Raw genomic sequence first — 20,776 nt, 5'->3', positions numbered from 1 at the left:
TCCCGGCAAAGGTCTACGCGATGAAGTAGACCTTTTCGTTTTTTGCTATAGATAGGCTCCCAAACCGCCCGTGGAAAGCGAACACCTGGAACGGAAGGTAGCAGGGTGTTATGGAGACACACTTTTTACAACCAGTTCCCCCTGCTGCCTGCAGTGCAAGGTGTGAGACTCCTGCGGGGGATAACGGTAGCTTGAGACCCCACAGGCGAAGCCGAGGAGGCTCAAGCACCGTCCCGCGGAAAGCGCACACCTGGAACGGAAGGTAGCAGGGTGTCATGGAGACACACTTTTTCACGACCAGTTCCCCCTGCTGCCTGCAGTGCAAGGTGTGAGACTCCTGCGGGGGAGTAACGGTAGCTTGAGACCCCACAGGCGAAGCCGAGGAGGCTCAAGCACCGCCCCTAGGAAAGCGAACACCTGGAACGGAAGGTAGCAGGGTGTTATTGGACAAAATTTTTTACAACTATTTTCCCCTGCTACCTGGAGTGCAAGGTGTGAGACTCCTGCGGGGGATAACGGTAGCTTGAGACCCCACAGGCGAAGCCGAGGAGGCTCAAGCACCGTCCCGCGGAAAGCGAACACCTGGAACGGAAGGCTGCAGGGTGTTATTGGACACAATTTTTTACAACTATTTTCCCCTGCTACCTGGAGTGCAAGGTGTGAGACTCCTGAGGGAGATAGCGGTAGCTTGAGACCCCGCAGCGAAGCGAGGAGGCTCAAGCACCGCCCCTAGGAAAGCGAACACCTGGAACGGAAGGTAGCAGGGTGTTATGGAGACACACTTTTTCAAACAATAATGGATGGTGACAAAAATGGAACAGTTCGCAGCATGGCTAATAGATACATACCCACTCAATAACGACAACAACAGAAACATCCTAAAAGCAGGCTTAAAACTGTTCCGCCAAGGCAACGTCATACACGCCTACCAAGAAGGCTCCACCATGACCGGAAAAGTCCAAGACAACGGCCAAAAACACGTCCTGCTTGACGAAGAAATCGGTGACCTCAGCAGATGCTCATGCGGCGCAACGACCCTCTGCACCCATCAGCTAGCCACCTTTCTATCCGTATGGTCACAATCCAAAACAATTGCCTCCCTTATCGACGGCTGGAAGGAACAAAGCGCGGAAAACATCCTTCCAAGCCTTACATCGGCAACTATTAAAAAGGAAGCAACAAGCTACGAGGAAAGTTCTCTTTCTAGCTGGCTTGATTTTGTAGACTATCAGCATCAGCAATATAAAAGCTCCATTCCTAGTAAACGAACCTATCTTACCGGCCTGACACACGCGTTCTTTCCTAAACTGCGAACCCAGGCTCCTAAGAAAGCGGAAATACGTCCATTATTTCTATTACACGCTTCCCTCTATTGTATGAAGCAGGTGATCAGCAGCTATGATAGCTCACAGCCATATCAATACATCGCAGATATTCTACATCGTTTTGTAGAGATGGTGGAAGAGGAATCAAAAGGCTTGTTTCATAGCGCCATCGCCTTCCAACTCGACTCTTTGCTGAAAGAAAGCAGGCAACTGATTCGAGAAACGTTGTTGCAACAAGAGGAGCCTTTTATAAGAGAAATGTTTTATGTCTATCAATTCACTTGGAATGATGTTTTCCAGCGTCGCAACTGGATGTCCTCAGAGCTAAAAGAGCTAGAGGATGACACTTCCCTTCAGGCTGAGTTGGCTAAAACACATTTATTATTTTTACAGAAAAAAGATGAAGAGGCATTGAAGCTGGTCAAAAAAAACAGCAGTCAGTACGCGCCTTATCTTTTCCATTGGTTACAATCATTGGTCTTCAACAAAACTAAGGACAGATTGGAGAGCTGGCTAGCTATTTCGTTGCCCATTGTTACCTCCTATATCCATTCAGAACCAACCTATGACCGGAAAAGGCAACTGACTAAGCACCTGCTGAAGTTATTGACGGAGTTCGCAATGGAAACAAGGCAAGATAAATTATATAAAGAAGCAATGCGCAAACTGATGCCATATAGTTACGGAGAATATGAATGGTATCTTTTTGAAACGAAGAATTACCGCCAGTGGGTCGAGTTACAGCTTTGGATGGGCTTTGAGCTAAGTGGTTTGGAAGCCTATAAGTTGAAAGAAATCAAAAAAACGGATGCCTATGCGCTTTTCCCACTCTATCATGTGGCGATAAACAAGGCATTGGAACAGCGCAATAAAACCGCTTATAAAGAAGCGACATCGCTGTTGAAAACATTACATAGTCTCTATAAAAAAGAGAAATTGGAAGACATCTGGCTTCAGTATTTACTGCAGCTAAAAGAAGGCACGAAGCGACTTCGCTCCTTCCAAGAAGAATTAAAAAAGGGAAGATTCAGTTATGATTAATGAGGCGTTATTTGCCAAATCAAATTATATGGAGGAACGGAATCAATTTTTTCTATATGTAAAAATCCGCTCCTCCGTTCTGCCACCGTCACGATTTATCCCCCTTCTCTTTACATGGCACGAAGGCTCCTATTTCGGTTCCATCCTAGAGGAATCGACCTATGATGGCATTTCCGGGATTTTCTTAAACCCTAGTGACGCGCTTGAACTATTTGCCAACAATACCGAGAACTCTTTTATTGAGTTGGAGTGGTGTGATCAGTCGGAACAATTTCGCCTAATTGCTCCTACAGTTGCTGACCTGTTGAACGAAAGAGCCTTTCAACCGAGTTTTGCAGCATGGCAGGAAGGCAAACTTTCCTTTTCTTTAACAAAGGAAGGACAGGAGATGATCGCACAAAATCCTCTCCTTCCTTCTTATGCCGGAAAAATGGAAGAATGGTTGGACGCCATCATGAAGGATTGGATGGAACGCAATGAGGATGGATATCTTCAGACATACTGGATGGATTACACAAAAGATCCGAGGCAATTAGCAGCAGAAGGTTCACTGGTGGAATATGTGGATGAAGAAGACTGGCTTCGAGACATTGGATGGACGAAAGATACCACCCCATTCAAGCTTGGCCTCCGCCTTTTAGAGCCTGAAAAAGGGGAACAAGACTGGAAATTGGAAACCCTGCTGAAGGACAAGAAAACGGATGAACTATATGTATGGGAACAGGATACCCTCCCTCCTTCCTATAAAAAATATAAAAAAGAAGTGAATCGCGGATTTAAAAAATGGCAGCAGCTGACTCCATCACTTTTTTCAAATGGACAGATCAGAAGTTATCTGACAGAAGAAGACGCTTGGCGTTTCCTTGTAGATGGCAGCGAGAGGCTGTTAGCAATTGGAAGCTTCATCTTTCTGCCGCCATGGTGGCAAGCCATTAAGGATTCTCGAATTAAAGTGAAAGCAAGAGTGAACGGCTCAAAGAAAGGCGGCGGCCATTCCCAATCTTTTGTTGGTTTGCAGTCCTTAGTTAATTTTGAATGGCGTTTTTCCACACGAAATACGGAGCTTTCCGAAGAGGAGTTCCTTGCACTTGTAGAAGAAAACCGCCGCCTTGTACAGATTAAAGGCGAATGGGTCGTGTTGGATCCAGGGTTTATTGAAGAGATAAAACGGATGATGAAGCATGCAGAAGAGAATGGTATCCGCATGGAGGATCTCTTGAAGAGCAATGCAGCTGGCATGGGCGGTGAGTTTCCGGATGAAGATGATGCGGGGGGAAGCTATTCGATTCAGGATATCTCCTATGAACTGACCGGATCTGCCGAGCGCTTAATCGAACAACTCTATCAAGGAAAGGACATACCGCCTTTTGAGGTACCTGAGACATTCAAAGGCGAGCTAAGACCTTACCAGGAGCAAGGTGCAGCATGGCTGACCTTTTTAAGGGATCATGGCTTTGGGGCTTGTCTTGCAGATGACATGGGACTAGGAAAAACCATTCAGCTTATCGCCTATTTCCTATCATGCAAGGAGAAAGAGCCGGAAGGTCCACCAGTTCTCATTATTTGTCCTACTTCTGTCCTTGGAAACTGGCAAAAAGAACTGGAAAAGTTCGCTCCCAGCTTGGATGTTATGTTGCATTACGGACCTAATCGTGGCAAGGGATCTATTTTCCGTGAATCCGTTTTGAATTCTGATGTCGTGTTGACCTCCTATGCGATTTCTCATCTTGATGAAGAGGAATTGGCAAGTGTCGGCTGGCGCACCATCTGCTTGGATGAAGCACAAAACATCAAGAACGCTGACACGAAGCAATCCCAAGCTGTTCGAAATTTAAGCGGTGGCCATCATATCGCCTTGACTGGTACCCCTATGGAAAACCGTCTGTCAGAACTATGGGCGATTTTTGATTTTATCAATCCAGGATACTTAGGGTCGCTAGGTTCCTTCCATAAACAATTTGTGTTGGCAATTGAGAAGGATCAGGACAAAAAGAAGATTCAGCAATTGCAAATGCTTATTCAACCGTTCCTATTGCGCCGCACGAAGCAAGATGAACAGGTGGCACTGAACCTCCCTGCCAAGCAGGAGCAAAAGGAATACTGTCCGCTAACCATCGAGCAAGCGTCCATCTATGAACAACTTGTTAAAGAGACCTTAGACAAGGTGGAGGAGTTAGGCGGTATCCAACGCCGCGGCCTGGTGTTGAAAATGCTAGGACAGTTGAAGCAAGTCTGCGATCATCCTGCACTTTATTTAAAAGAGGAAACTCCAGAGAATCTCTTGATGCGCTCCAGTAAAATGGAAAAGCTGGTGGAACTGGTCGAGCAAATTCGTTTACGCGGAGAAAGCTGCCTTATTTTCACCCAGTACATTTCAATGGGGAATATGATTATTGAAGCATTGGAATCCTCACTCGGGGAAAAAGGAAGATTTCTAAATGGAAGTGTCGTCAAGAAGGAACGTGATCAACTGATTCAAGATTTCCAGGACGGGGAATTTAATGTATTGGTCCTTTCATTGAAGGCTGGCGGAACCGGACTGAACCTGACAGCCGCCAATCATGTCATCCATTATGACCGCTGGTGGAATCCAGCCGTGGAGAACCAGGCAACCGACAGAGCATACCGAATCGGCCAGAGCCGTTTTGTACACGTTCATAAGTTTATTGCAACCGGCACGCTGGAGGAGAAAATTGATGCTATGATTGAATCCAAACAGGCACTGAACAATCAGATCATCACGAGCGAAGGCTGGATTACCGAGCTTGATAATGAGGAATTAAGGGATTTGTTGACGTTGAGATAATGGAATTGGAAAAAAAGCGCAGCCCATCTACATTGATGAGTCTGCGCTTTTTTGTTTTCCTTCTTTCTTACCCTTCTTAGTATAAGTGGACAGAAATCCGGTAATAATCCCCTTCAATCCGCCCATCGCATCCAACCCCACATCCGCCCAATGCCCGCTGCGGTCTGGGTGGTGAAATTGCAAGAACTCATCCAGCATGGCAATAACAAGGAGAATAGATAAACTGAACAGAAACACTCTCCAATACTTTCTCCCTAAGGAACTGGCAAAGTACCGGACAAGCAAATAACCAAGAACACTATAAAAAAACAGGTGAGCTCCTTTTCGAAAAAGGAATTCCACAAACTGATACGCTCCCATACTGTCCACACTAATTTGGTTATTCACATAAGGAATCTCCACTCCCGAGAACACAGCAGCAATATGTTCCTCTGCCACAAGCATTCGCAAATATGGCCTGATATCCTGTTCTGCATAGGACATGGAAGACAAATAGAACAATATGACAGTCCAGCCAAAGGCCAGAAACAGATAATATAGAATCCTCTTATTTCTCATATGAGCCACCACCGTAATTGAGTTAGAAGCTAAAAAATTCCACTTAATTACGGTGTGTCCTATCTAGGCATGCCTTATACCCTTCAACTAAAATTCTTACTGGTCACTTCCCGTTTTGATTGCTTTAAACTTAGATAGGCAGTTTTCCCTTTGTATTTGACAAAAATCCTTTGTAATAATCCTTCTACTAAATCCTGACAGACTTGCTCCGGGCATTCTAACTTAAGGAAGGCTTTACGCTGTCTATACCAGGCGTAAGAAGAAATATCAAGTTGGTAGCTTGGAAGGTTGATGGTTACGGAAATAATCCTTTTATCCGCATAAGAACGGAAGTGCAGTTCAACAGACTGGTTGGAACTCGTTGAAATGCAGCGCCAATTACCATTCTTAATCGATTCCTCCTTAGAGATTTCCAATGCATCAAAGAAAGAGGATCTGGGTGCTGATGAATAGTCATCCTTTGGTTCTTTTATATAAATAAAATAATCTTGTTCATCTTGATTCTGACCTTCCTTACTTGGAAAGAAACTTACCGTAGTTAACTTAAAATCAGCCACATCCATCACTCCCTCTTTCATCATTCACCCCTCCTAATTATAGATAATTTTACTTTTTATAGAAAATATAGGAAATTAGGCAATTCTTTGCGTTTCTCTGGGTATTCTTTCCTATTCTCAATCATTCTCTTTATTTTGCATTATTCGACATTGTTCCATTTAGGAACATAAAGTAATCTTGTTCCAGACGAGAACAACCACTCCCTCTCTTTTCCATTACGTTAAAAGAAATGCGGAAAAGAGGCAGGAGATATGATGAACACGTCCTTTTTAGCGAGAAACATTAAATACCTTCGTAATCAGAAGAACTGGTCGCAACAAGATCTTGCCGACCGCCTGAACAGGGTGCACGGTACCATCAGCAAATGGGAGACTGAAAAAGAAGTTCCACCCATTGAAACTCTCATTGAACTAAGTAAGCTTTTCGAGGTTTCTATTGATTACCTGGTAGGAAACCATTACGAACAAGAGCATTATGTAAAAGAATTCAACCAACTCTACCAAATTAACCAAGCTGATGAAGAACTGATGCAAATTGTGGACTATTTGAAGCAACACCCCAATTTTAAGGACTTCCTACATAAGTACACCAACATGAGCATCACTGATAGAAAAGTGATGGAAGATATAATGGGTATCTTTGTAAATAAGTAAGTTAGGGTAAAAAAAGCCAACCCTCAAAAAGGCTGGCACCAAGGAATGGAGAACAAAGAGGCATATCTTCTCTCTAGAGGAACCAAGAGGGCTTATCCTCTGCAAATTGCTGATAAGCAAAAAAAGAAAGGCAGCTTGTTTCCGCAAGTTGCCTTTTTCAGAAAGGCTAAAGCAAATATGGGAGGGGAGCCCTTTGCTTTATAGGTAAAATATAGATTGCTTGATACAAATGATTGTTCATTGGGATGACCTTACATGACTTTAGCTACACTCCCACCTTTTCAGGGGTCGAAGGTTGTGTCGGGAAGTCTGGGAATTCTGATGTTCTCTGAGTCGAGTGGTTAGCATGCGGTTGATTTTGGTGATTTTCAGTTTGCCTGTTTTCCTGTAAAGGTTGGGACTGCTCCCAACGCTGCACTTCTATACGGGCTTGGTTTGTTGTCGAATCCTGTTTTTCTGGATACGGTGGAATCGGTGGTGCAGAAGGTTTTTCCTCCTTCTTTTTTTCAAGAAAACGCACATTGTCCACCACCACATCGGTAACAAAGACTGTCGTTCCATCCTTTGATTCATATCGACTAGTCTGTATCCTACCTGTGACTGCCACAAGTGCACCTTTTCGACAATAATTTGCCGTCGTTTCCGCAATACCTCTCCATGCTGTGCAAGAGACAAAGTCAGCCTCATAAACACCTTCCTGGTTTTTAAAGTTGCGATTAACAGCAAGTCTAAAACTTGCCACAGGAGTCCCATCACTCGTATAACGCAAATCAGGATCCTTCACCATCCGACCAATCAGCACCACTTCGTTAATCACGTTTCACCCTCCTTTTTTCTACAAATTTCGTGTTGCTCCGTTATCATAACTGCTTAATTAAGGTAGGTAAAATGGAGGTTTTCCGATTTCAAGGCGGTTATTAGAAGTAAAATTGGATTTTGTTCTAAGGGAATAATCTTGTTTTAGTGAGTGGGCTAGTTGTCGAAAAATGAAATTAGGGATATGAGAGATTTTTTTCTCGTCTTGTCTTAGTAGAGGGTATCTTTCCTTGGGCTTATGTTATAATAAGACAAAATATTGGTACAGGTTATGGCGTACCACGTTGATGACTTGGCAAGGAACCGAAATTATACCCGTTGGAGGAAAATCATGAAAACGTTCAAACTTATTGCACTATCCCTCGTACATGACGAAGAAGTTGAACAGCTGGATTTACAAGACGGATTGATTATCAATAGAGAGTACGGAAAAGAAAATTGGCTGATTGAAGCATTGCTGCCCAAAAGCGAGCCAGAAAAATATGAAGGATTTCGCGATAATGAAGATATGCTTCATGTGCAAGCGACAATTTCTAAACCGACAAATGACCCAGCTTCCTTTGAGGTCGTCGTCCGCCAAGTGGCAGTGATGGAAGACAAAATGAGCATCCTGTTTGAAGGCGAGCTCTTCCGAAAAAACACCAACTACCACGAAAAGCTTCTTGAACGTCTTGTGGGAGAAGGCTACACCGGCGACGAACTTGTAAATGCCTTCAAAAACAAAGTAAAAGAAAAACCAGTGCTTGAGAAGAGTAAGTGATGATGGCGGCGCGATTTGATTTAGTTTGATAAAGCGATAAAGAGGGGTCTGACCCGCTGTGCGTTAATGCACTAAAGAGGGGTCTGACCCCTTTCACGTTTAGCCTCTAATTCCGGTGCCATCTTAGGTGGTTTTGAGGCAAATGTCCGAAGTTTTGCTGATTTTGACCGAAGTTTTTCGAAAGTTGACCGAAGATTTTGCAAAGTTGACCGAAGTTTTCTAATAGTTGACCGAACGTATACTACCTCCGAACGAAGTTTTCAAATGGCCGGACCCTACCTGGAATTTGACCGAACAAGCTGAATGGTTGTCCGAACACTTTTTGAAGCACGGAAAGTCATCCAAAACCCACTCATTTAAGCTTAATTTCACACAAAAAACGCCACCTCGACCTCTCTGCTCACCTACTTGGCGCTTTCTCTCCCACTACCGCCTCATCTACCCTCCCAATAAACTCCGCCTCCAACACATAACGCTTAGGCGCTCTCCCAATAAACGTAAAAGGATAGCAAGTTGTTATCGTCAATACTTCCCGAGGCCGCGGGACCACGACCGAAGTATCATCTTTGTCTACCACCCTAATTGTGCCGATCTTATATGTGTACAAACTACCGTCAAACCTAACCAGAACCTTATCACCTACCTCAAGTTCCCTAAGTCTGCGAAAAACCGTATCCCTATGACCTGACAGCAAGATGTTCCCCCCACCCCCAGGTAAAAGCGTCCCGGGAACATGCCCAACACCTTTTACAAGCTCCTCCTCTGACACTCCATGAAATACTGGAATACTTATTTCCAAAGCAGGAAAATTCACTTCGCCAATTTCCTCACCTATGGTGATTGCCGCTGTCTTAAGCTCTGTATAATCCTTACGTTCACGTAAAGTCAACTCTTCAACAGTTTCCTGCTCCAACACCGCCCTATCCTCCACTGCCGCAACTCCTTGCCAATACAAAAGGCCGCTTCCAACAAACAAAGCAGCCCCCGTCACCATCACCATCCAAAGTACAACCACCAAATAACGTTCCCGCATGCCTACGCCCTGCGGACCCTTCTCACACCAAGCATCAAACCAGCCAATCCTACTAAGCACAATCCTACCAGCATCCCCAGTCCATAAATAGAAGCGGTATCAGGCATTCTATTGTTATAAAGCTCATCACTCATTTTCACTCCAACCTGCCCTAAATGAATGAGCTCCTTTCCTGTAGACTGCACATAGGAAGGCGATACAATTTGCTCATCCATCACTGCTGAAGCCAGAAGCGAACCCTCTCCATCAAAAATGTCCAAATGGACTTCCTTTCCTTCCAACCATCCAGGCTGCATAAGCGCCTCCTGTGACACCTTAACCCGGCTGCCGTCCTCTACATGAAGATCAGCTTCCACCTGAAATACTTCCATGAACTCTGTCCAAAGGGAAAACACTTTTTCAACGGAATTGGGTTCTTCATTCAACATCCCTTGCAATCTTTCAAGCTCTTCCGCTAACACATCTTTCGGTAGACTCAAAATATGCTGGAAAATTTGCCGTGCTTCTTCAGCTTCGAATCCCATAGATACTAGAAAGTCCTCCGCGCGAGCCACTTCTTCTTCGTGGGTCATATAGAAGTCAACCGCAATTTCCAAGTCCTCAATGAACGTATAATCCTGCACCTTTTCCCCAAAACGAGACAAAAGGACTTCTAACTCTTCTTTTGTCAAATCATAGGTTTCAAGCATAACAAGAAGGTTCTCCTCATTGATTGGAGTTCCAAGCTCATCACGCAGATGTTCAATATCCTTGAAATCATCCAAACTGACCTCATAAAACGCCAAATACTTATCAAGATCTTTCCTTGTCCAACCAATTTCCTTCAAGTATGAATCCACCTCTTCCTCTTTTGGTGCCGCCGTTGCATCAAGTGGGGAAAAGAATAGTGTCGAGCCTATTAAAAACACACAAACAACCAATATAAACCGCTGCATTTTTCATGCCTCCCATTTATCGTTACACTTTTCTAGTAGCATGCGCATTCACGGAAAATTTATGCAGGAAACCAAATGAAAAAAGCACCTAATCTCCCCGCAATAAATCGAGAAAATCAGATACTTTTTCCATTAAGAAGCGCCCTGCAAGGCTGCTTCGATATCTTCTTCAAAAGTTTGGATAACTGGCTGTAATACCTCATCCAGCTTACGGAACGTCGACGAAACACTTCCCGCTGATATACCAAACTCTTCCGCTAACGCTTTCTGTGTTTCCTGTTGTTCTTTCATAAAATGTGTGTCTAAAAAGTAAATCAATGCAGCAGCGTAATTCTGCTCATTGCGGATCATTGGACTCTCTTTCATGCAATAGATGGACCAGAGCATAGAAGCAAACTCCAAAAATCTTTCTGGATATCCGCGTTTTTCCGCTCCGGCTGCAAACAATCCCAACACACGCTCCTGCGCCTCATCTTGGACAGGTAACTGCTGCACATCCTCTTCACTTAATTCAAACTCTACCATTTTACCAGCAAGATCCGGGAATTCCGCTCGTATATAGGCTGAATCAATGGCAACCTCTGAAAATTCCTCCATAAACTTCTCTTCTAGACGAATTGTCTCTAGTACCCCACGTTCAAAGGTGGACATGAACACAACTTTTGCCTGCTTGAAAGGGACAAACATGCCAATAACCAGCTCATTTTTACTTAAACTGTCTTCTCTGCCAATGTAAGTGACTTTTTCTTTCTCTTTTGTGAAAAAGTCCTCCATGGTGTAAGTCTCCCCACGCACATTTGCCACTTTATAGACAGAAGGGTATGCAATTTGCCAGTTTTCTGCCCATTCTTTTACCTGTGGACGCGAGAACTTGCCTTCTTGAACGGATACAAACTCTTCCACAATCGTCAAACCATTATCCCGCTTTACTGTGAACATATACCATAGATGGAGTAGCTCGTTAAATGCCTCACTCTTCATCTCATCCATTGAAAATTTATGTAGATACTTGGAGCTTACCGTTTCAAGTTCACTTGAGAACTTTTCATATGCAAAGCGCATCATATCAATTTGTAAAGCCATCACTTCTGTTTCTAGCACTTTATCCAAGCCATTTTGCTTTTTTTCACAACACTTTTTATATTTCTTTCCACTGCCACAAGGACACGGTTCATTTCTTCCAATCATTCTATCACCTTAAACCTTTTGTTTTTTCTAAGCTGTTCTCATTTGAGATTTACAGACAACGAGTTTAATTCTAACATATTTCTCCCTCACGTGTAGCCGACCCATGCCTGGATAACTTATCCAATCATCTTTTTAACAAAACAAAAACACCTCCAAACGTTTACGGGAAGGTGTTATCTAGTAATCTATCTTATTTATTTTATAAGCAACTGCAGCTTTTCTTTCATTTCATCTATAAGTTCCATCATGGAGATATTTTCTCTCTCTGTACCTTGTTGATAGGCATATTGAAGGACTTTGATAATCTCGTCTTTGCTTTCAATACTTTTATAGTCGTTCATCAACCGAATTTCACCGCCTAATTAATTACAAAATATACTACAATTCTACTACTTTCTACCAAAAAAACAAGAAAAATTTTGTTGAGTTTTATTGAATTACTAGATTTTCGTCGGTTTTTGTTTCTTATCATTTACCCTTTCTTGCTAACCTCAAACTTCTTTCTTTGAAATTTGCTTTCAGCATCCATAGTTATATATAGTTAAGTGGAAAGAAGGTGTCCAAAATGAAATTTATCAAAGGAATAATCATTACAGCCCTTATCTTAGGAATCCTTGGATATGCAGGCTATTATTTTATCAATAAATTCTTGGAAGATCAGGCAGTTGAATATGTGGAAAAAGACCTGGTGGAAAATAATGATGTGGCGATGGCTCGGGAATATGTAGACAGATCTCCTGCCTTGAAGAGCTATATTGCAGAGGGGGCAGAAGCCAACCTCGAAGAGCTGCCAGTCCAAACACGTGAAGAGGCTACAAGGATGGTCATGCAAAAGCTCAGTTTTCAAGAAATGCAGCAGATACAGTCAAAGGCAGCAAACGGCATGACGGAACAGGAAGTGCTGGAGTTGGTGGAAACATTCGAGGAGAAATTGACAGAGGAAGAGCTGCTGGCATTGAAGGCGATTGTGTATAGGGAATTGTATGAATGACTAATTAGAGTCCATAAACCTTAATTGCTAGGTTTATGGGCTTTTTATTTTTATTCTTCAAGGCTCCTACCCTCGCCAATCAGCGCTGACAAGCATATGTTATGGAATGGATAGTATGTCTAAAGGAGGCATTATTCAATGTCCTTATATTTTGAATGGAGAAAAAGTTGCGGCTGCAGGGTGCCGTGTAATTGTGACGTGCAACCTAGGGTCATGGAACCAAGGTATTATTTTAATCAGAGCGATGAAATGTTGGGGATTGAAGCGGACATGCCAACACAAGCCCTTGAGTTGAAGGTGAAGACCCATTTTCCGAATGAAGTGGTAAAGTTGGATGCGATGATCGAAGCTTTTATCCTGACGGAAAACAATCCTGCATATAGTTTTATTGTGGAGTTTTCTTTGTTGCGTGAGAAGACTCCGTTAACAAGTGAAAGTTTTGCAATGATCAATCAATTTGGCCAAAATGATTGTGAAAAAACAATTATCAACACAACAAAGATTACTTGGACCGACATCATTCCACTTCCTGGAACTTATACGTATTATATAGAGGTGAACCACATCACTCTCCCTAATCAGAATATTGCCAGTGTGGAGGTTCAGGATCGTTCACTTACAGCCATTGCGTTCCCCACAGGCAAGCAAAAACCCGAAAAAAGAGAATAGTAATTTTTAAACAAACGTTGGTATAAGCAGAAATGGAAATGTAGGTTTCCCAAGGGGTACAGCGGTTGGGTTTCGGATTAACTTTTGAAAAAGTTATGCAAAGAAAATTTTATTGAGGGTGTCGAATAGGGAATGTTTGTGTTGGTTTGTGCGTATTCATTGAATTAGAATAGCTTTTTTTAAACAAACGTTGGTTTAAGCGGAAATAGAAATTTAGGATTCCCATAGGGTTCAGCGGTTGAGTTTCGGATTAACTTTTGAAAAAGCTATTTCTGTAAAACAAAAAAGACCTAGGATATAGGTCTTTTTTTGTATCTGGTTATTGTTCAGCTCGCACTTGGTATTTCTTCTTAAAAACCCACTCCCGCTGGATCACATAACTTGCTAAAAAGAGCAGTCCATCGAATACAACTTTGATGCCTACCTCCCCAAAACCAACCAGTTCATAGATGAGATACACACCGCCAGCGGATGCCAGCATTTGCGCGATGCTGAGGGAAAAATATTTTACAATAGCATAGGAGCTGGAAGATTTGAATACTACCTTCCTGTTTACAGTAAAATTAAACAAGGAAGACAAAATCCTCGATAGAACGGTTGCTAGAATGATGTAAGATTCAACGAAAACACCTTTTAGCATCATAACAAATAATGCGAATAATAGAATATCCAAGCCAAATGAAAGTACAGAAGATAAAGCGAATTTTAGAAAGGTGGCGTAGATCTTAATGGAATCCCTTATGGGTTGGAAGTGAGAAGATTTATTGTCTTCAAGATAGATGGTTTGGATCTTGACCTCTTCTATTTCAATATTATTTGGTTTGCATTCCATTAGCATGTTCATCTCGAATTCATAACGTTGGCCGGCAACATGAATCAATTTTTCAATAAATTGTGCCGGTATTCCCCTGAGACCTGTTTGGGTATCAGAGATCTTCATGCCACAAGCAAAGAGGGCTATGTTCTTCGTTAAGACATTTCCGAATTTGCTTCGGAAGGGAATGTCATTTGTGGAGAAATTTCGAACTCCGAGGACTAGACTTTCAGGACGCTCGCAAAGTCTGATTGCCACTTTTTTCATATCCTCCACTGCATGCTGGCCATCTGCATCCAGTGTAACAAGCCCCACAGAATCAGGATTAGTGTTTATGAAGTGGGAAAAAGCAGTCTTTAACGCCTGCCCTTTTCCTTTGTTCACAGGATGCTCCAGTAAGGTGCATTCTTTCCTTTCTTTTATTTTTTTGAAGATAGACTCGCACTCAGGTTTGCTCCCATCATTAACAACTAAGATCTGCTTGAAGCCTTCTTTTACAATGTCACTAATAAGTCTGATCAGTTGTTCATCTGGATTATAGGCTGGAATCAGGATGGTAACTCCATTTGGACTTGTCATACTATACCCCCAGTTCCTTTTATTTTAATAAAATATGTAGTTCCGTTTTTTCTTAGATACTAATATATGTTTTGTATGTCTTAAGTAGTAAGTCATATGTAATTATTTTCCCTATTTGGACGTTTCTCTAACGTAAAAAGGGGGCATTTTTTGAATTATATTCTAGGTTGGTTTACCCTTTTTACTCTTCTGGGTATAAGAAGCTTATTACAGCACTCTAAGGAGGAAGTTGCATGATAGAGCAACGTAAAGAGGTTATTGGTTCTTATTTACTGGAAGAAGAGGCACTTGCGAAGATTGATTGGCTGCAATCGGAAGGCTACCAACCGGAGGAAATCTGGATTATTCGTGATAACCGTGGGATTGTAGAACAATTTGGGAACGGTGCATTCTCACGTGGTCATAATGAAAGGGAAGCTCAACTTAATGAGTATTCAAGTATCAATCCAAGCAGCTCCATCGTCACACCAAAAAGCCTTTTCACTCCTGAAAATAAAAGCGTTGCAATCACGTTGATGGAAATGGGCATTGCAAAAGAGGAAGCATACCGCTATGAGTTTGATGTAAAAGTTGGGAAGGTGCTTGTACTTGCAGAACCGATTTCGAGCAAGAAATTGCGCCAAGAAGCTTTGACAGAGAGCCGAATGGAGAGATATGCGACGGAGAAGTCTGCTTTGCATTTCGACGATGATACAGAATCGTTAAAAGCGGAGGAACCTGTAGTTTCAGAGGACGAAAGAATAGCAGAATCAAGCACCTCCATTAATCGTCCAGTGCCTGATTCCAACATAGATGGAAGCATTCCGCTAGATGAGCAACTCTTGAGCCGGGATCCTGTTGAAATCGAAAAAGATTACGCTCGTGAGGAGGTTACTGCGCTCCATGACCAGGCAAGTGTGACGAATGAAGCAACCACACTGGAACGCAGAGTGGATTCTGATTTGGCTGGCGAGCAGCCTGCTACAACAAATAACGGAAAGCGCTATGCTGAAAATAGTTCAGAGGAAGACGTGGACAAAGCATTACTCTATGAACATGGACAACCGTTCCCGATGGAAAAGCCGTATGAGGAAGATGTCTATGACCAACGTGTAGTCTCAGATGGCCCATTAGGTGTAAAGTTGGAAGAAACAGCCGGGGATATGAGCCGCAGTCAGGACGAAAAGCCGCTCTTCAGTTCGAGGGATACAGGAGGAGGTTATTCTACTAGACCTGTAGATTCTAAGACTGCAGATGGTCGTGATGAGCAATTATCACAGACAGGAGATTCAGGAGATAAAGGACCTATTCTCTTTGAAGATACATTAAAGGAAATCGAGAAAGATGAGCCATTGATGGATAGCTATGGTCCTACACACTATGAAACAGAACAACCTGGTGACATATATACTCCCGAAGAGGAGACGTCCGTCCACATAGACGAAGAAACGTACATGCAAGAGGGAAATGTACGCTACAATGAAGCAAATGAAGGCCCACTATTTGAAGAAGACAGCTCAGAAGGCCCATTCTCCGACCGCAAAAAAGAAAGAATGACCCAAAAACGCAACAACCTTTTCAATGAAGGCCGAGACGACGACCTTTTTAGAAGATAATAAGAATAAAATGAAAAAGCAGTCCGGGAATTCGGTAGAATTCTTGGACTGCTTTTTTATAGAAAAGGGGTCAGACCCTCAAAGGAATTTCCCCTTCGACGTCGAAACCCCCTTTTTCCAATTATAAACTCACACTTTTGCCGGTCTCGCTGCTGCGGTAGATGGCGTCGATGATGAGGGAGACTTGCATGGCTTGTTGTGGTTTGACGATTAGTTCTTCTAGTCCGAGGCAGCTGTTTACAAAGTTTTCTGCTTGCGGGAGACTTGGGTCGTCTTCACCTGGTACCCAGTCCGCTTCTGTATTCAAGAGCATGCCGTGCTTCATTTGATTAACGTGGAATGGAAACAAATCCACTCCCCCACTAATTCCGGATATACTTACACTCTCTTCGTCCCCTTTTACATTAGCTGACCAAGAAGTTTCAAACAGCAAGGAAGCTCCGCCTTCAAATTTTATGTAAGCTGTCACGTGGTCATCCACTTCAAACGTTTCATGATCAAAACTGCCCCATTGATTCACCTGCCCTGGGATTTTACTCAACTCATTATATGCAGATCCCATCACTTCCACAGGTTTCGGATTTCCAAGCAACCACAAAGATAAATCCAACAAGTGGCAACCATAGTCAATCAAGCTACCTCCGCCCTGTAATTCCTTGTTCGTAAATACACCCCATCCAGGCACTTTACGGCGACGCATACCGCGAGCCCTTGCAACAATCGGTCGACCAATTTCATCTGCATCCATCAAACGTTTCGCTGCAACCGACTCTTTCATGAATCGGTAATGATACGCAATCGCAAGCTGCTTGCCTGATTTCTCAGCCGCAGCAACCATTGCTTCACATTCATCCGGTCGCATTGCCATGGGTTTTTCACAGAACACATGCAGACCTGCCTCTAAAGCTGCAATCGTTATTTCAGCATGAAACTTGTTTGGTGTACAAATGGTTACTGCATCCACATGTTCAAACATATCCGCATAGTGGGCATACACATTGCTGATTCCAAACTTCTCGCCTACCGTCTTTGCCGTCTCTTCATTCACATCACTGATTGCCGTGATTGTCACTTTCTCTTCCATCTTCAAAAATGTCGGGATATGGCGGTTCTGCGCAATACCCCCAACCCCAATAATCCCCATACGTAACTTACTCATACCTGCACCTCATTTATCATTTATATGTATTCTTAAAAATTAGTAATGCATAAGGATACCCTGGCTGTTGCTTGGAGCACAGGGCAAGAACTCCCTCGGGAGGAAGGGACAGGGGAGACCCCGCAGGCTTGCGGAGGCGGCTCCCGGACCGCCCGCAGGAAAGCGAAGCCCAGTGCGGAAAGCAACAGTGGTGGTACCTATTTCACTAAACTACCTCTATACTCATTTGGCGTCACACCAAAAAACTTCTTAAACACCTTGCTAAAATACTTCTCATTCTGATAACCAATATGATACGCAATCTCATAAATTTTCAAGTTAGGATTCGCCAGCAATTCCTTCGCCTTCTCCATCCTGATCCGCGTAACATAATCCGTAATGGTTTCATGATATTCTTGCTTGAACTTGCGGGAAATATGCTCACGGCTCAAATAAAAACGATCGGCAATTTCCTGAAGGGTGATATCCTGTTGATAGTTGGCCCGAAGGTATTCCTCAATCTTATCCATACTTGAAACGGAAGCAGCTTCAAAAGTCCGTGCAGGAATCGTTTCCACATCGCTCGCAGAACCCATAGTCCTTTTGACCAAAGCATCTTCTTTCCACTTTTTCACGGCCCGTTCCAACGTCTCATTTAACAGGTCCGGATCTATCGGCTTTAAAATATAGTCAAAACTTTTATAATAAATGGCATTTCGCATGAATGTGTAATCATCATACCCGCTAACCACAATGGTCACGCTCGGCAAATCTGATTCTGCAATCCATTTAAGGAGGCTTATTCCATCCTTTTTCGGCATGGCCATATCAGTGAAGATGATTTCGGGGCGATGCTGCTTGATGAGCATGATCGCCTCGTCCCCATCCTCTGCTTCATAAATAGTATCAATCCCGTTTTCCTTCCAATTTCCCAACAACTGCAGTCCGTCCCGCACATGCTTTTCATCATCCACGATAATTGCTTTCACTCTTTTCACCCCCAACTTCTAGCGGAAGCTTCAATGTCACCATAAAACCACCATTATAATGATTTTCTAAATGAAGCGATGCTAAGTTATTGTAGTAAAGCTGCAAGCGTGTATGAATATTTTTCAATCCTATATTAGTCTCTTCTCCGTCAGAGGCTGGTTTCCCTTCTGTTAACAGGCGATAAATTTCCGTCAATCTGCTGTCACTCACGCCGGCACCGTTATCCCAAATGGCGAGATGAAGATACTCATCTGCTATATTTCCATGAATGTCAATCTTTCCAACCCCTTCTCGAATATCAAATCCATGTTTAAAATAGTTCTCGATAATCGGTTGGAGAATCATTTTGGGGACTTCTATTTCCAACGCTTTCTCTTCTATTCCCATCTCATATTCGAAATGCTCCCCGAAACGCTCCTTTTGCAGTAAAAGAAATGCCTTTAAATAATTGATTTCTTTCTTTAACGGTACCATATCCTCCTCCATATTCATCCCATATCTCATGATTTTCGAGAGGTGGGTCAAGAGGGTATAGATTTGCGGCACATTATTCTTCAAGGCAAGCGTTCCAATTGATTGCAAGGCATTATATAAAAAATGCGGGTTCAGCTGCGATTGAAGCACCTTTAACTGATTTGTTTTATTTTCAATCTCCAACTTGTATTCCCTGTTGATTAAGAGATTAATTCGTTCCATCATCTGCTTAAAACGATATCCTAATATACCAATCTCATCATTTCCGAGTGATGGGAACTGCACGTTCATGTTCCCTTCTTTTACTTGCTGAATATTTTGGAGCAACACCCTGATAGGAGATGTAATTTTAAAAGAAACAATTAGCGAGGCAAAAATGACCAAGCACAACCCGATGACACCAAAGAGTATATTGATTTTCGTGACAACAAAGGCATTGTCATAAAGGGTGGTGTAAGGGACCCGCTTCACCAAAATCCATCCACCTACCGCGAGGTCCGTCTGGTCATACATCATGACTCCTTGAAATTGCCCGTTGTCCCATTCCATCGTTCCCTGCGTTGATTCCGATTTCATAATCTCCGGAATCCATAGTTGCTCTTCCTTTTTGGAGGCAACCATTGGATTGGAGCTATAGATCAACTCTCCTGTTGCCGAGAGGATGAATAATTCTTCCTTTTCCTTATTGTAAAGGTTCTCACTTAACTCCAATATTTTTTCCGAACCCACTTCAAGGGTAATATAAGCAAGCACCTTATCAGATGGTACATTCGTCAAGGCACGGTGAACATACAGGACATTTCGCCCCTCTTGTAGCTGAGTGGTGTCAATATTGTAGTTGTAAGGACTGAGTTGAGCCCGTTTATATGCGTCTTCGTAGGCATTGGAGATGCGGTCAGAGAAAACGACCGTGGACCGTTTGGAGGCGGTTATCCCCCTATTTTCCTCTGCAAAAGAGATCTGCACCCTCGTGATGTTTTCTTCCGCGTATAGAATAGTCTGCAGTACGTTTCTGACAATTCCTATCGTTAAATAGTTATTTTCATTGTCAGGTGTCCGCATGTAGTTGATGAAATCAGGATTGTTGTAGAGTGATAGTGTGAGATTATTGAGCTCTTCAAGATAGTTTTCGAGATTTATTTTCCCTTGGTAGAGAAGGTTGCTGCTTTCTTGGACGACAAGGTCTTTGAATGCTTCTTTTGTTTGGTAGTATGTAATGATGATCGACGTTCCGAATGGGAGGATCGTGATGATTAAAAGGAGTGCGATCAGTTTGTTGCGTATGCTTTTTTTAAACATGGATCCACCACCTCCGAAGCGCTTACATTTTAAGAGTCTGATATACTTCTTGTTTCCCTGCGTTTCAGGTGTTCGCTTTCCGCGGGACGGTGCTTGAGCCTCCTCGGCTTCGCCTGTGGAGTCTCAATCTACCGTTACTCCCCCGCTGGAGTCTCACACCTTGCACTACAGTCAACAAGGGGATTCTAAGGTATTAAAAGGTCTTTTATTTCTAAAATAATTCAAAAACGATCGGGTGGCAGGCACGCAGACTTCCGCGGGAGAAAGGGACAGGGAGACCCCGCAGGCTTTGGTAGCTACTGATAAATTTAATTTTTTTGTATCTAGTAATCTTTAGCTGTTGATTGGAGCAAAGGGCGAAGACTCCTGAGGGAGATAGCGGTAGCTTGAGACCCCACAGCGTAGCGAGGAGGCTCAAGCACCGCCCCTAGGAAAGCGAAGCCATTTGCGGAAATCAACAGCGGTGTCTATTCAGATACCTATCTATACCTTTTCAGTCGCCGCAGGAAAGCGAAGCGCCTGGAACGGAGATCAACAGTTCATAGTAACTACTA

General features: G+C 43.1%; 18 protein-coding genes. 7 read left to right on the top strand and 11 right to left on the bottom strand.

Annotation, left to right across the window (positions count from 1 at the left end):
• Positions 1 to 812 precede the first annotated feature (812 nt).
• Together HF078_RS00270 and HF078_RS00265 are read left to right on the top strand one after the other, a co-directional pair.
• Entirely contained in the window at positions 813 to 2,366 is a 1,554-nt protein-coding gene (locus tag HF078_RS00270; RefSeq protein WP_169289336.1) for a hypothetical protein, read from the top strand.
• Positions 2,359 to 5,172 (top strand): DEAD/DEAH box helicase, encoded by a 2,814-nt coding sequence (locus HF078_RS00265; RefSeq protein ID WP_169289335.1) that lies wholly within the window; start codon positions 2,359 to 2,361, stop codon positions 5,170 to 5,172. The genes HF078_RS00270 and HF078_RS00265 overlap by 8 nt, the downstream gene beginning before the upstream one ends.
• A gap of 27 nt (positions 5,173 to 5,199) precedes the next feature.
• On the opposite strand, the gene HF078_RS00260 is transcribed toward HF078_RS00265, so the two are convergent.
• Together HF078_RS00260 and HF078_RS00255 are read right to left on the bottom strand one after the other, a co-directional pair.
• On the bottom strand, positions 5,200 to 5,730 hold the full coding sequence (locus tag HF078_RS00260; protein ID WP_169289334.1) for a VanZ family protein: 531 nt from the start codon (positions 5,728 to 5,730) through the stop codon (positions 5,200 to 5,202).
• A gap of 83 nt (positions 5,731 to 5,813) precedes the next feature.
• Positions 5,814 to 6,311 carry a hypothetical protein gene (locus HF078_RS00255; RefSeq protein WP_169289333.1) on the bottom strand — a complete coding sequence of 166 codons (498 nt, stop codon included), beginning with the start codon at positions 6,309 to 6,311 and terminating at the stop codon, positions 5,814 to 5,816.
• A gap of 228 nt (positions 6,312 to 6,539) precedes the next feature.
• On the opposite strand from HF078_RS00255, the gene HF078_RS00250 reads away from it, so the two are divergent.
• A complete protein-coding gene (locus tag HF078_RS00250; protein WP_169289332.1) occupies positions 6,540 to 6,941 on the top strand; it encodes a helix-turn-helix domain-containing protein in 402 nt (133 codons plus the stop codon).
• 265 nt (positions 6,942 to 7,206) lie between these two features.
• Here the strand turns inward: HF078_RS00250 and ssb are convergent, their stop codons facing one another.
• Entirely contained in the window at positions 7,207 to 7,758 is a 552-nt protein-coding gene (gene ssb, locus HF078_RS00245; protein ID WP_169289331.1) for a single-stranded DNA-binding protein, read from the bottom strand.
• 330 nt (positions 7,759 to 8,088) lie between these two features.
• Here ssb and HF078_RS00240 point away from each other — a divergent pair, with 330 nt between their 5' ends.
• Positions 8,089 to 8,517 carry a YwpF family protein gene (locus HF078_RS00240; RefSeq protein WP_169289330.1) on the top strand — a complete coding sequence of 143 codons (429 nt, stop codon included), beginning with the start codon at positions 8,089 to 8,091 and terminating at the stop codon, positions 8,515 to 8,517.
• 400 nt (positions 8,518 to 8,917) lie between these two features.
• Here HF078_RS00240 and HF078_RS00235 read toward each other — a convergent pair whose 3' ends face one another.
• The 4 genes from HF078_RS00235 to HF078_RS00220 all read right to left on the bottom strand — a co-directional run bounded on the left by HF078_RS00235 (position 8,918) and on the right by HF078_RS00220 (position 12,014).
• The gene (locus HF078_RS00235; RefSeq protein ID WP_169289329.1) at positions 8,918 to 9,550 is read right to left on the bottom strand and encodes a class D sortase; all 633 of its coding nucleotides are present in this window, start codon (positions 9,548 to 9,550) and stop codon (positions 8,918 to 8,920) included.
• 2 nt (positions 9,551 to 9,552) lie between these two features.
• Positions 9,553 to 10,485, bottom strand: a complete 933-nt coding sequence (locus HF078_RS00230; protein ID WP_169289328.1) for a processed acidic surface protein — start codon at positions 10,483 to 10,485, stop codon at positions 9,553 to 9,555.
• 132 nt (positions 10,486 to 10,617) lie between these two features.
• Positions 10,618 to 11,673 (bottom strand): YecA family protein, encoded by a 1,056-nt coding sequence (locus HF078_RS00225; protein ID WP_169289327.1) that lies wholly within the window; start codon positions 11,671 to 11,673, stop codon positions 10,618 to 10,620.
• Between the two features lie 194 nt (positions 11,674 to 11,867).
• On the bottom strand, positions 11,868 to 12,014 hold the full coding sequence (locus HF078_RS00220) for a YwzD family small protein (protein ID WP_481747989.1): 147 nt from the start codon (positions 12,012 to 12,014) through the stop codon (positions 11,868 to 11,870).
• A gap of 224 nt (positions 12,015 to 12,238) precedes the next feature.
• Here HF078_RS00220 and HF078_RS00215 point away from each other — a divergent pair, with 224 nt between their 5' ends.
• Both HF078_RS00215 and HF078_RS00210 read left to right on the top strand, forming a co-directional pair.
• The gene (locus HF078_RS00215; protein ID WP_169289325.1) at positions 12,239 to 12,664 is read left to right on the top strand and encodes a hypothetical protein; all 426 of its coding nucleotides are present in this window, start codon (positions 12,239 to 12,241) and stop codon (positions 12,662 to 12,664) included.
• Between the two features lie 138 nt (positions 12,665 to 12,802).
• Positions 12,803 to 13,333 (top strand): hypothetical protein, encoded by a 531-nt coding sequence (locus HF078_RS00210; RefSeq protein WP_169289324.1) that lies wholly within the window; start codon positions 12,803 to 12,805, stop codon positions 13,331 to 13,333.
• Positions 13,334 to 13,652: 319 nt separating this feature from the next.
• On the opposite strand, the gene HF078_RS00205 is transcribed toward HF078_RS00210, so the two are convergent.
• Complete coding sequence (locus tag HF078_RS00205) at positions 13,653 to 14,726, bottom strand: bifunctional glycosyltransferase family 2/GtrA family protein (RefSeq protein WP_169289323.1); 1,074 nt, start codon at positions 14,724 to 14,726, stop codon at positions 13,653 to 13,655.
• Positions 14,727 to 14,959: 233 nt separating this feature from the next.
• Here HF078_RS00205 and HF078_RS00200 point away from each other — a divergent pair, with 233 nt between their 5' ends.
• Positions 14,960 to 16,321, top strand: coding sequence for a general stress protein (locus HF078_RS00200; protein WP_169289322.1), 1,362 nt, complete (start codon positions 14,960 to 14,962; stop codon positions 16,319 to 16,321).
• Positions 16,322 to 16,442: 121 nt separating this feature from the next.
• Here the strand turns inward: HF078_RS00200 and HF078_RS00195 are convergent, their stop codons facing one another.
• The 3 genes from HF078_RS00195 to HF078_RS00185 all read right to left on the bottom strand — a co-directional run bounded on the left by HF078_RS00195 (position 16,443) and on the right by HF078_RS00185 (position 20,222).
• Entirely contained in the window at positions 16,443 to 17,480 is a 1,038-nt protein-coding gene (locus tag HF078_RS00195; RefSeq protein ID WP_169289321.1) for a Gfo/Idh/MocA family protein, read from the bottom strand.
• Between the two features lie 197 nt (positions 17,481 to 17,677).
• On the bottom strand, positions 17,678 to 18,448 hold the full coding sequence (locus HF078_RS00190; RefSeq protein ID WP_169289320.1) for a helix-turn-helix domain-containing protein: 771 nt from the start codon (positions 18,446 to 18,448) through the stop codon (positions 17,678 to 17,680).
• Positions 18,426 to 20,222: a sensor histidine kinase gene (locus tag HF078_RS00185; RefSeq protein WP_169289319.1), complete on the bottom strand. Its 1,797-nt coding sequence runs from the start codon at positions 20,220 to 20,222 to the stop codon at positions 18,426 to 18,428. The genes HF078_RS00190 and HF078_RS00185 overlap by 23 nt, the downstream gene beginning before the upstream one ends.
• Positions 20,223 to 20,776 lie beyond the last annotated feature (554 nt).

This window comes from Bacillus sp. RO2 (assembly GCF_012911845.1).
In the GTDB taxonomy this organism is placed as follows: domain Bacteria; phylum Bacillota; class Bacilli; order Bacillales; family Bacillaceae_I; genus Sutcliffiella_A.
Note: the sequence above shows the minus strand (reverse complement) of the source record. Positions and strands in the feature narration are given on the sequence as shown.

Bases quoted from the DNA above. Each gene is read 5' to 3' on its own strand.
- HF078_RS00270 (WP_169289336.1), top strand. From the start codon at position 813: ATGGAACAGTTCGCAGCATGGCTAATAGATACATACCCACTCAATAAC.
- HF078_RS00265 (WP_169289335.1), top strand. From the start codon at position 2,359: ATGATTAATGAGGCGTTATTTGCCAAATCAAATTATATGGAGGAACGG.
- HF078_RS00260 (WP_169289334.1), bottom strand. From the start codon at position 5,730: ATGAGAAATAAGAGGATTCTATATTATCTGTTTCTGGCCTTTGGCTGG.
- HF078_RS00255 (WP_169289333.1), bottom strand. From the start codon at position 6,311: ATGATGAAAGAGGGAGTGATGGATGTGGCTGATTTTAAGTTAACTACG.
- HF078_RS00250 (WP_169289332.1), top strand. From the start codon at position 6,540: ATGATGAACACGTCCTTTTTAGCGAGAAACATTAAATACCTTCGTAAT.
- HF078_RS00240 (WP_169289330.1), top strand. From the start codon at position 8,089: ATGAAAACGTTCAAACTTATTGCACTATCCCTCGTACATGACGAAGAA.
- HF078_RS00235 (WP_169289329.1), bottom strand. From the start codon at position 9,550: ATGCGGGAACGTTATTTGGTGGTTGTACTTTGGATGGTGATGGTGACG.
- HF078_RS00230 (WP_169289328.1), bottom strand. From the start codon at position 10,485: ATGCAGCGGTTTATATTGGTTGTTTGTGTGTTTTTAATAGGCTCGACA.
- HF078_RS00225 (WP_169289327.1), bottom strand. From the start codon at position 11,673: ATGATTGGAAGAAATGAACCGTGTCCTTGTGGCAGTGGAAAGAAATAT.
- HF078_RS00220 (WP_481747989.1), bottom strand. From the start codon at position 12,014: ATGAACGACTATAAAAGTATTGAAAGCAAAGACGAGATTATCAAAGTC.
- HF078_RS00215 (WP_169289325.1), top strand. From the start codon at position 12,239: ATGAAATTTATCAAAGGAATAATCATTACAGCCCTTATCTTAGGAATC.
- HF078_RS00210 (WP_169289324.1), top strand. From the start codon at position 12,803: ATGTCCTTATATTTTGAATGGAGAAAAAGTTGCGGCTGCAGGGTGCCG.
- HF078_RS00205 (WP_169289323.1), bottom strand. From the start codon at position 14,726: ATGACAAGTCCAAATGGAGTTACCATCCTGATTCCAGCCTATAATCCA.
- HF078_RS00200 (WP_169289322.1), top strand. From the start codon at position 14,960: ATGATAGAGCAACGTAAAGAGGTTATTGGTTCTTATTTACTGGAAGAA.
- HF078_RS00195 (WP_169289321.1), bottom strand. From the start codon at position 17,480: ATGAGTAAGTTACGTATGGGGATTATTGGGGTTGGGGGTATTGCGCAG.
- HF078_RS00185 (WP_169289319.1), bottom strand. From the start codon at position 20,222: ATGTTTAAAAAAAGCATACGCAACAAACTGATCGCACTCCTTTTAATC.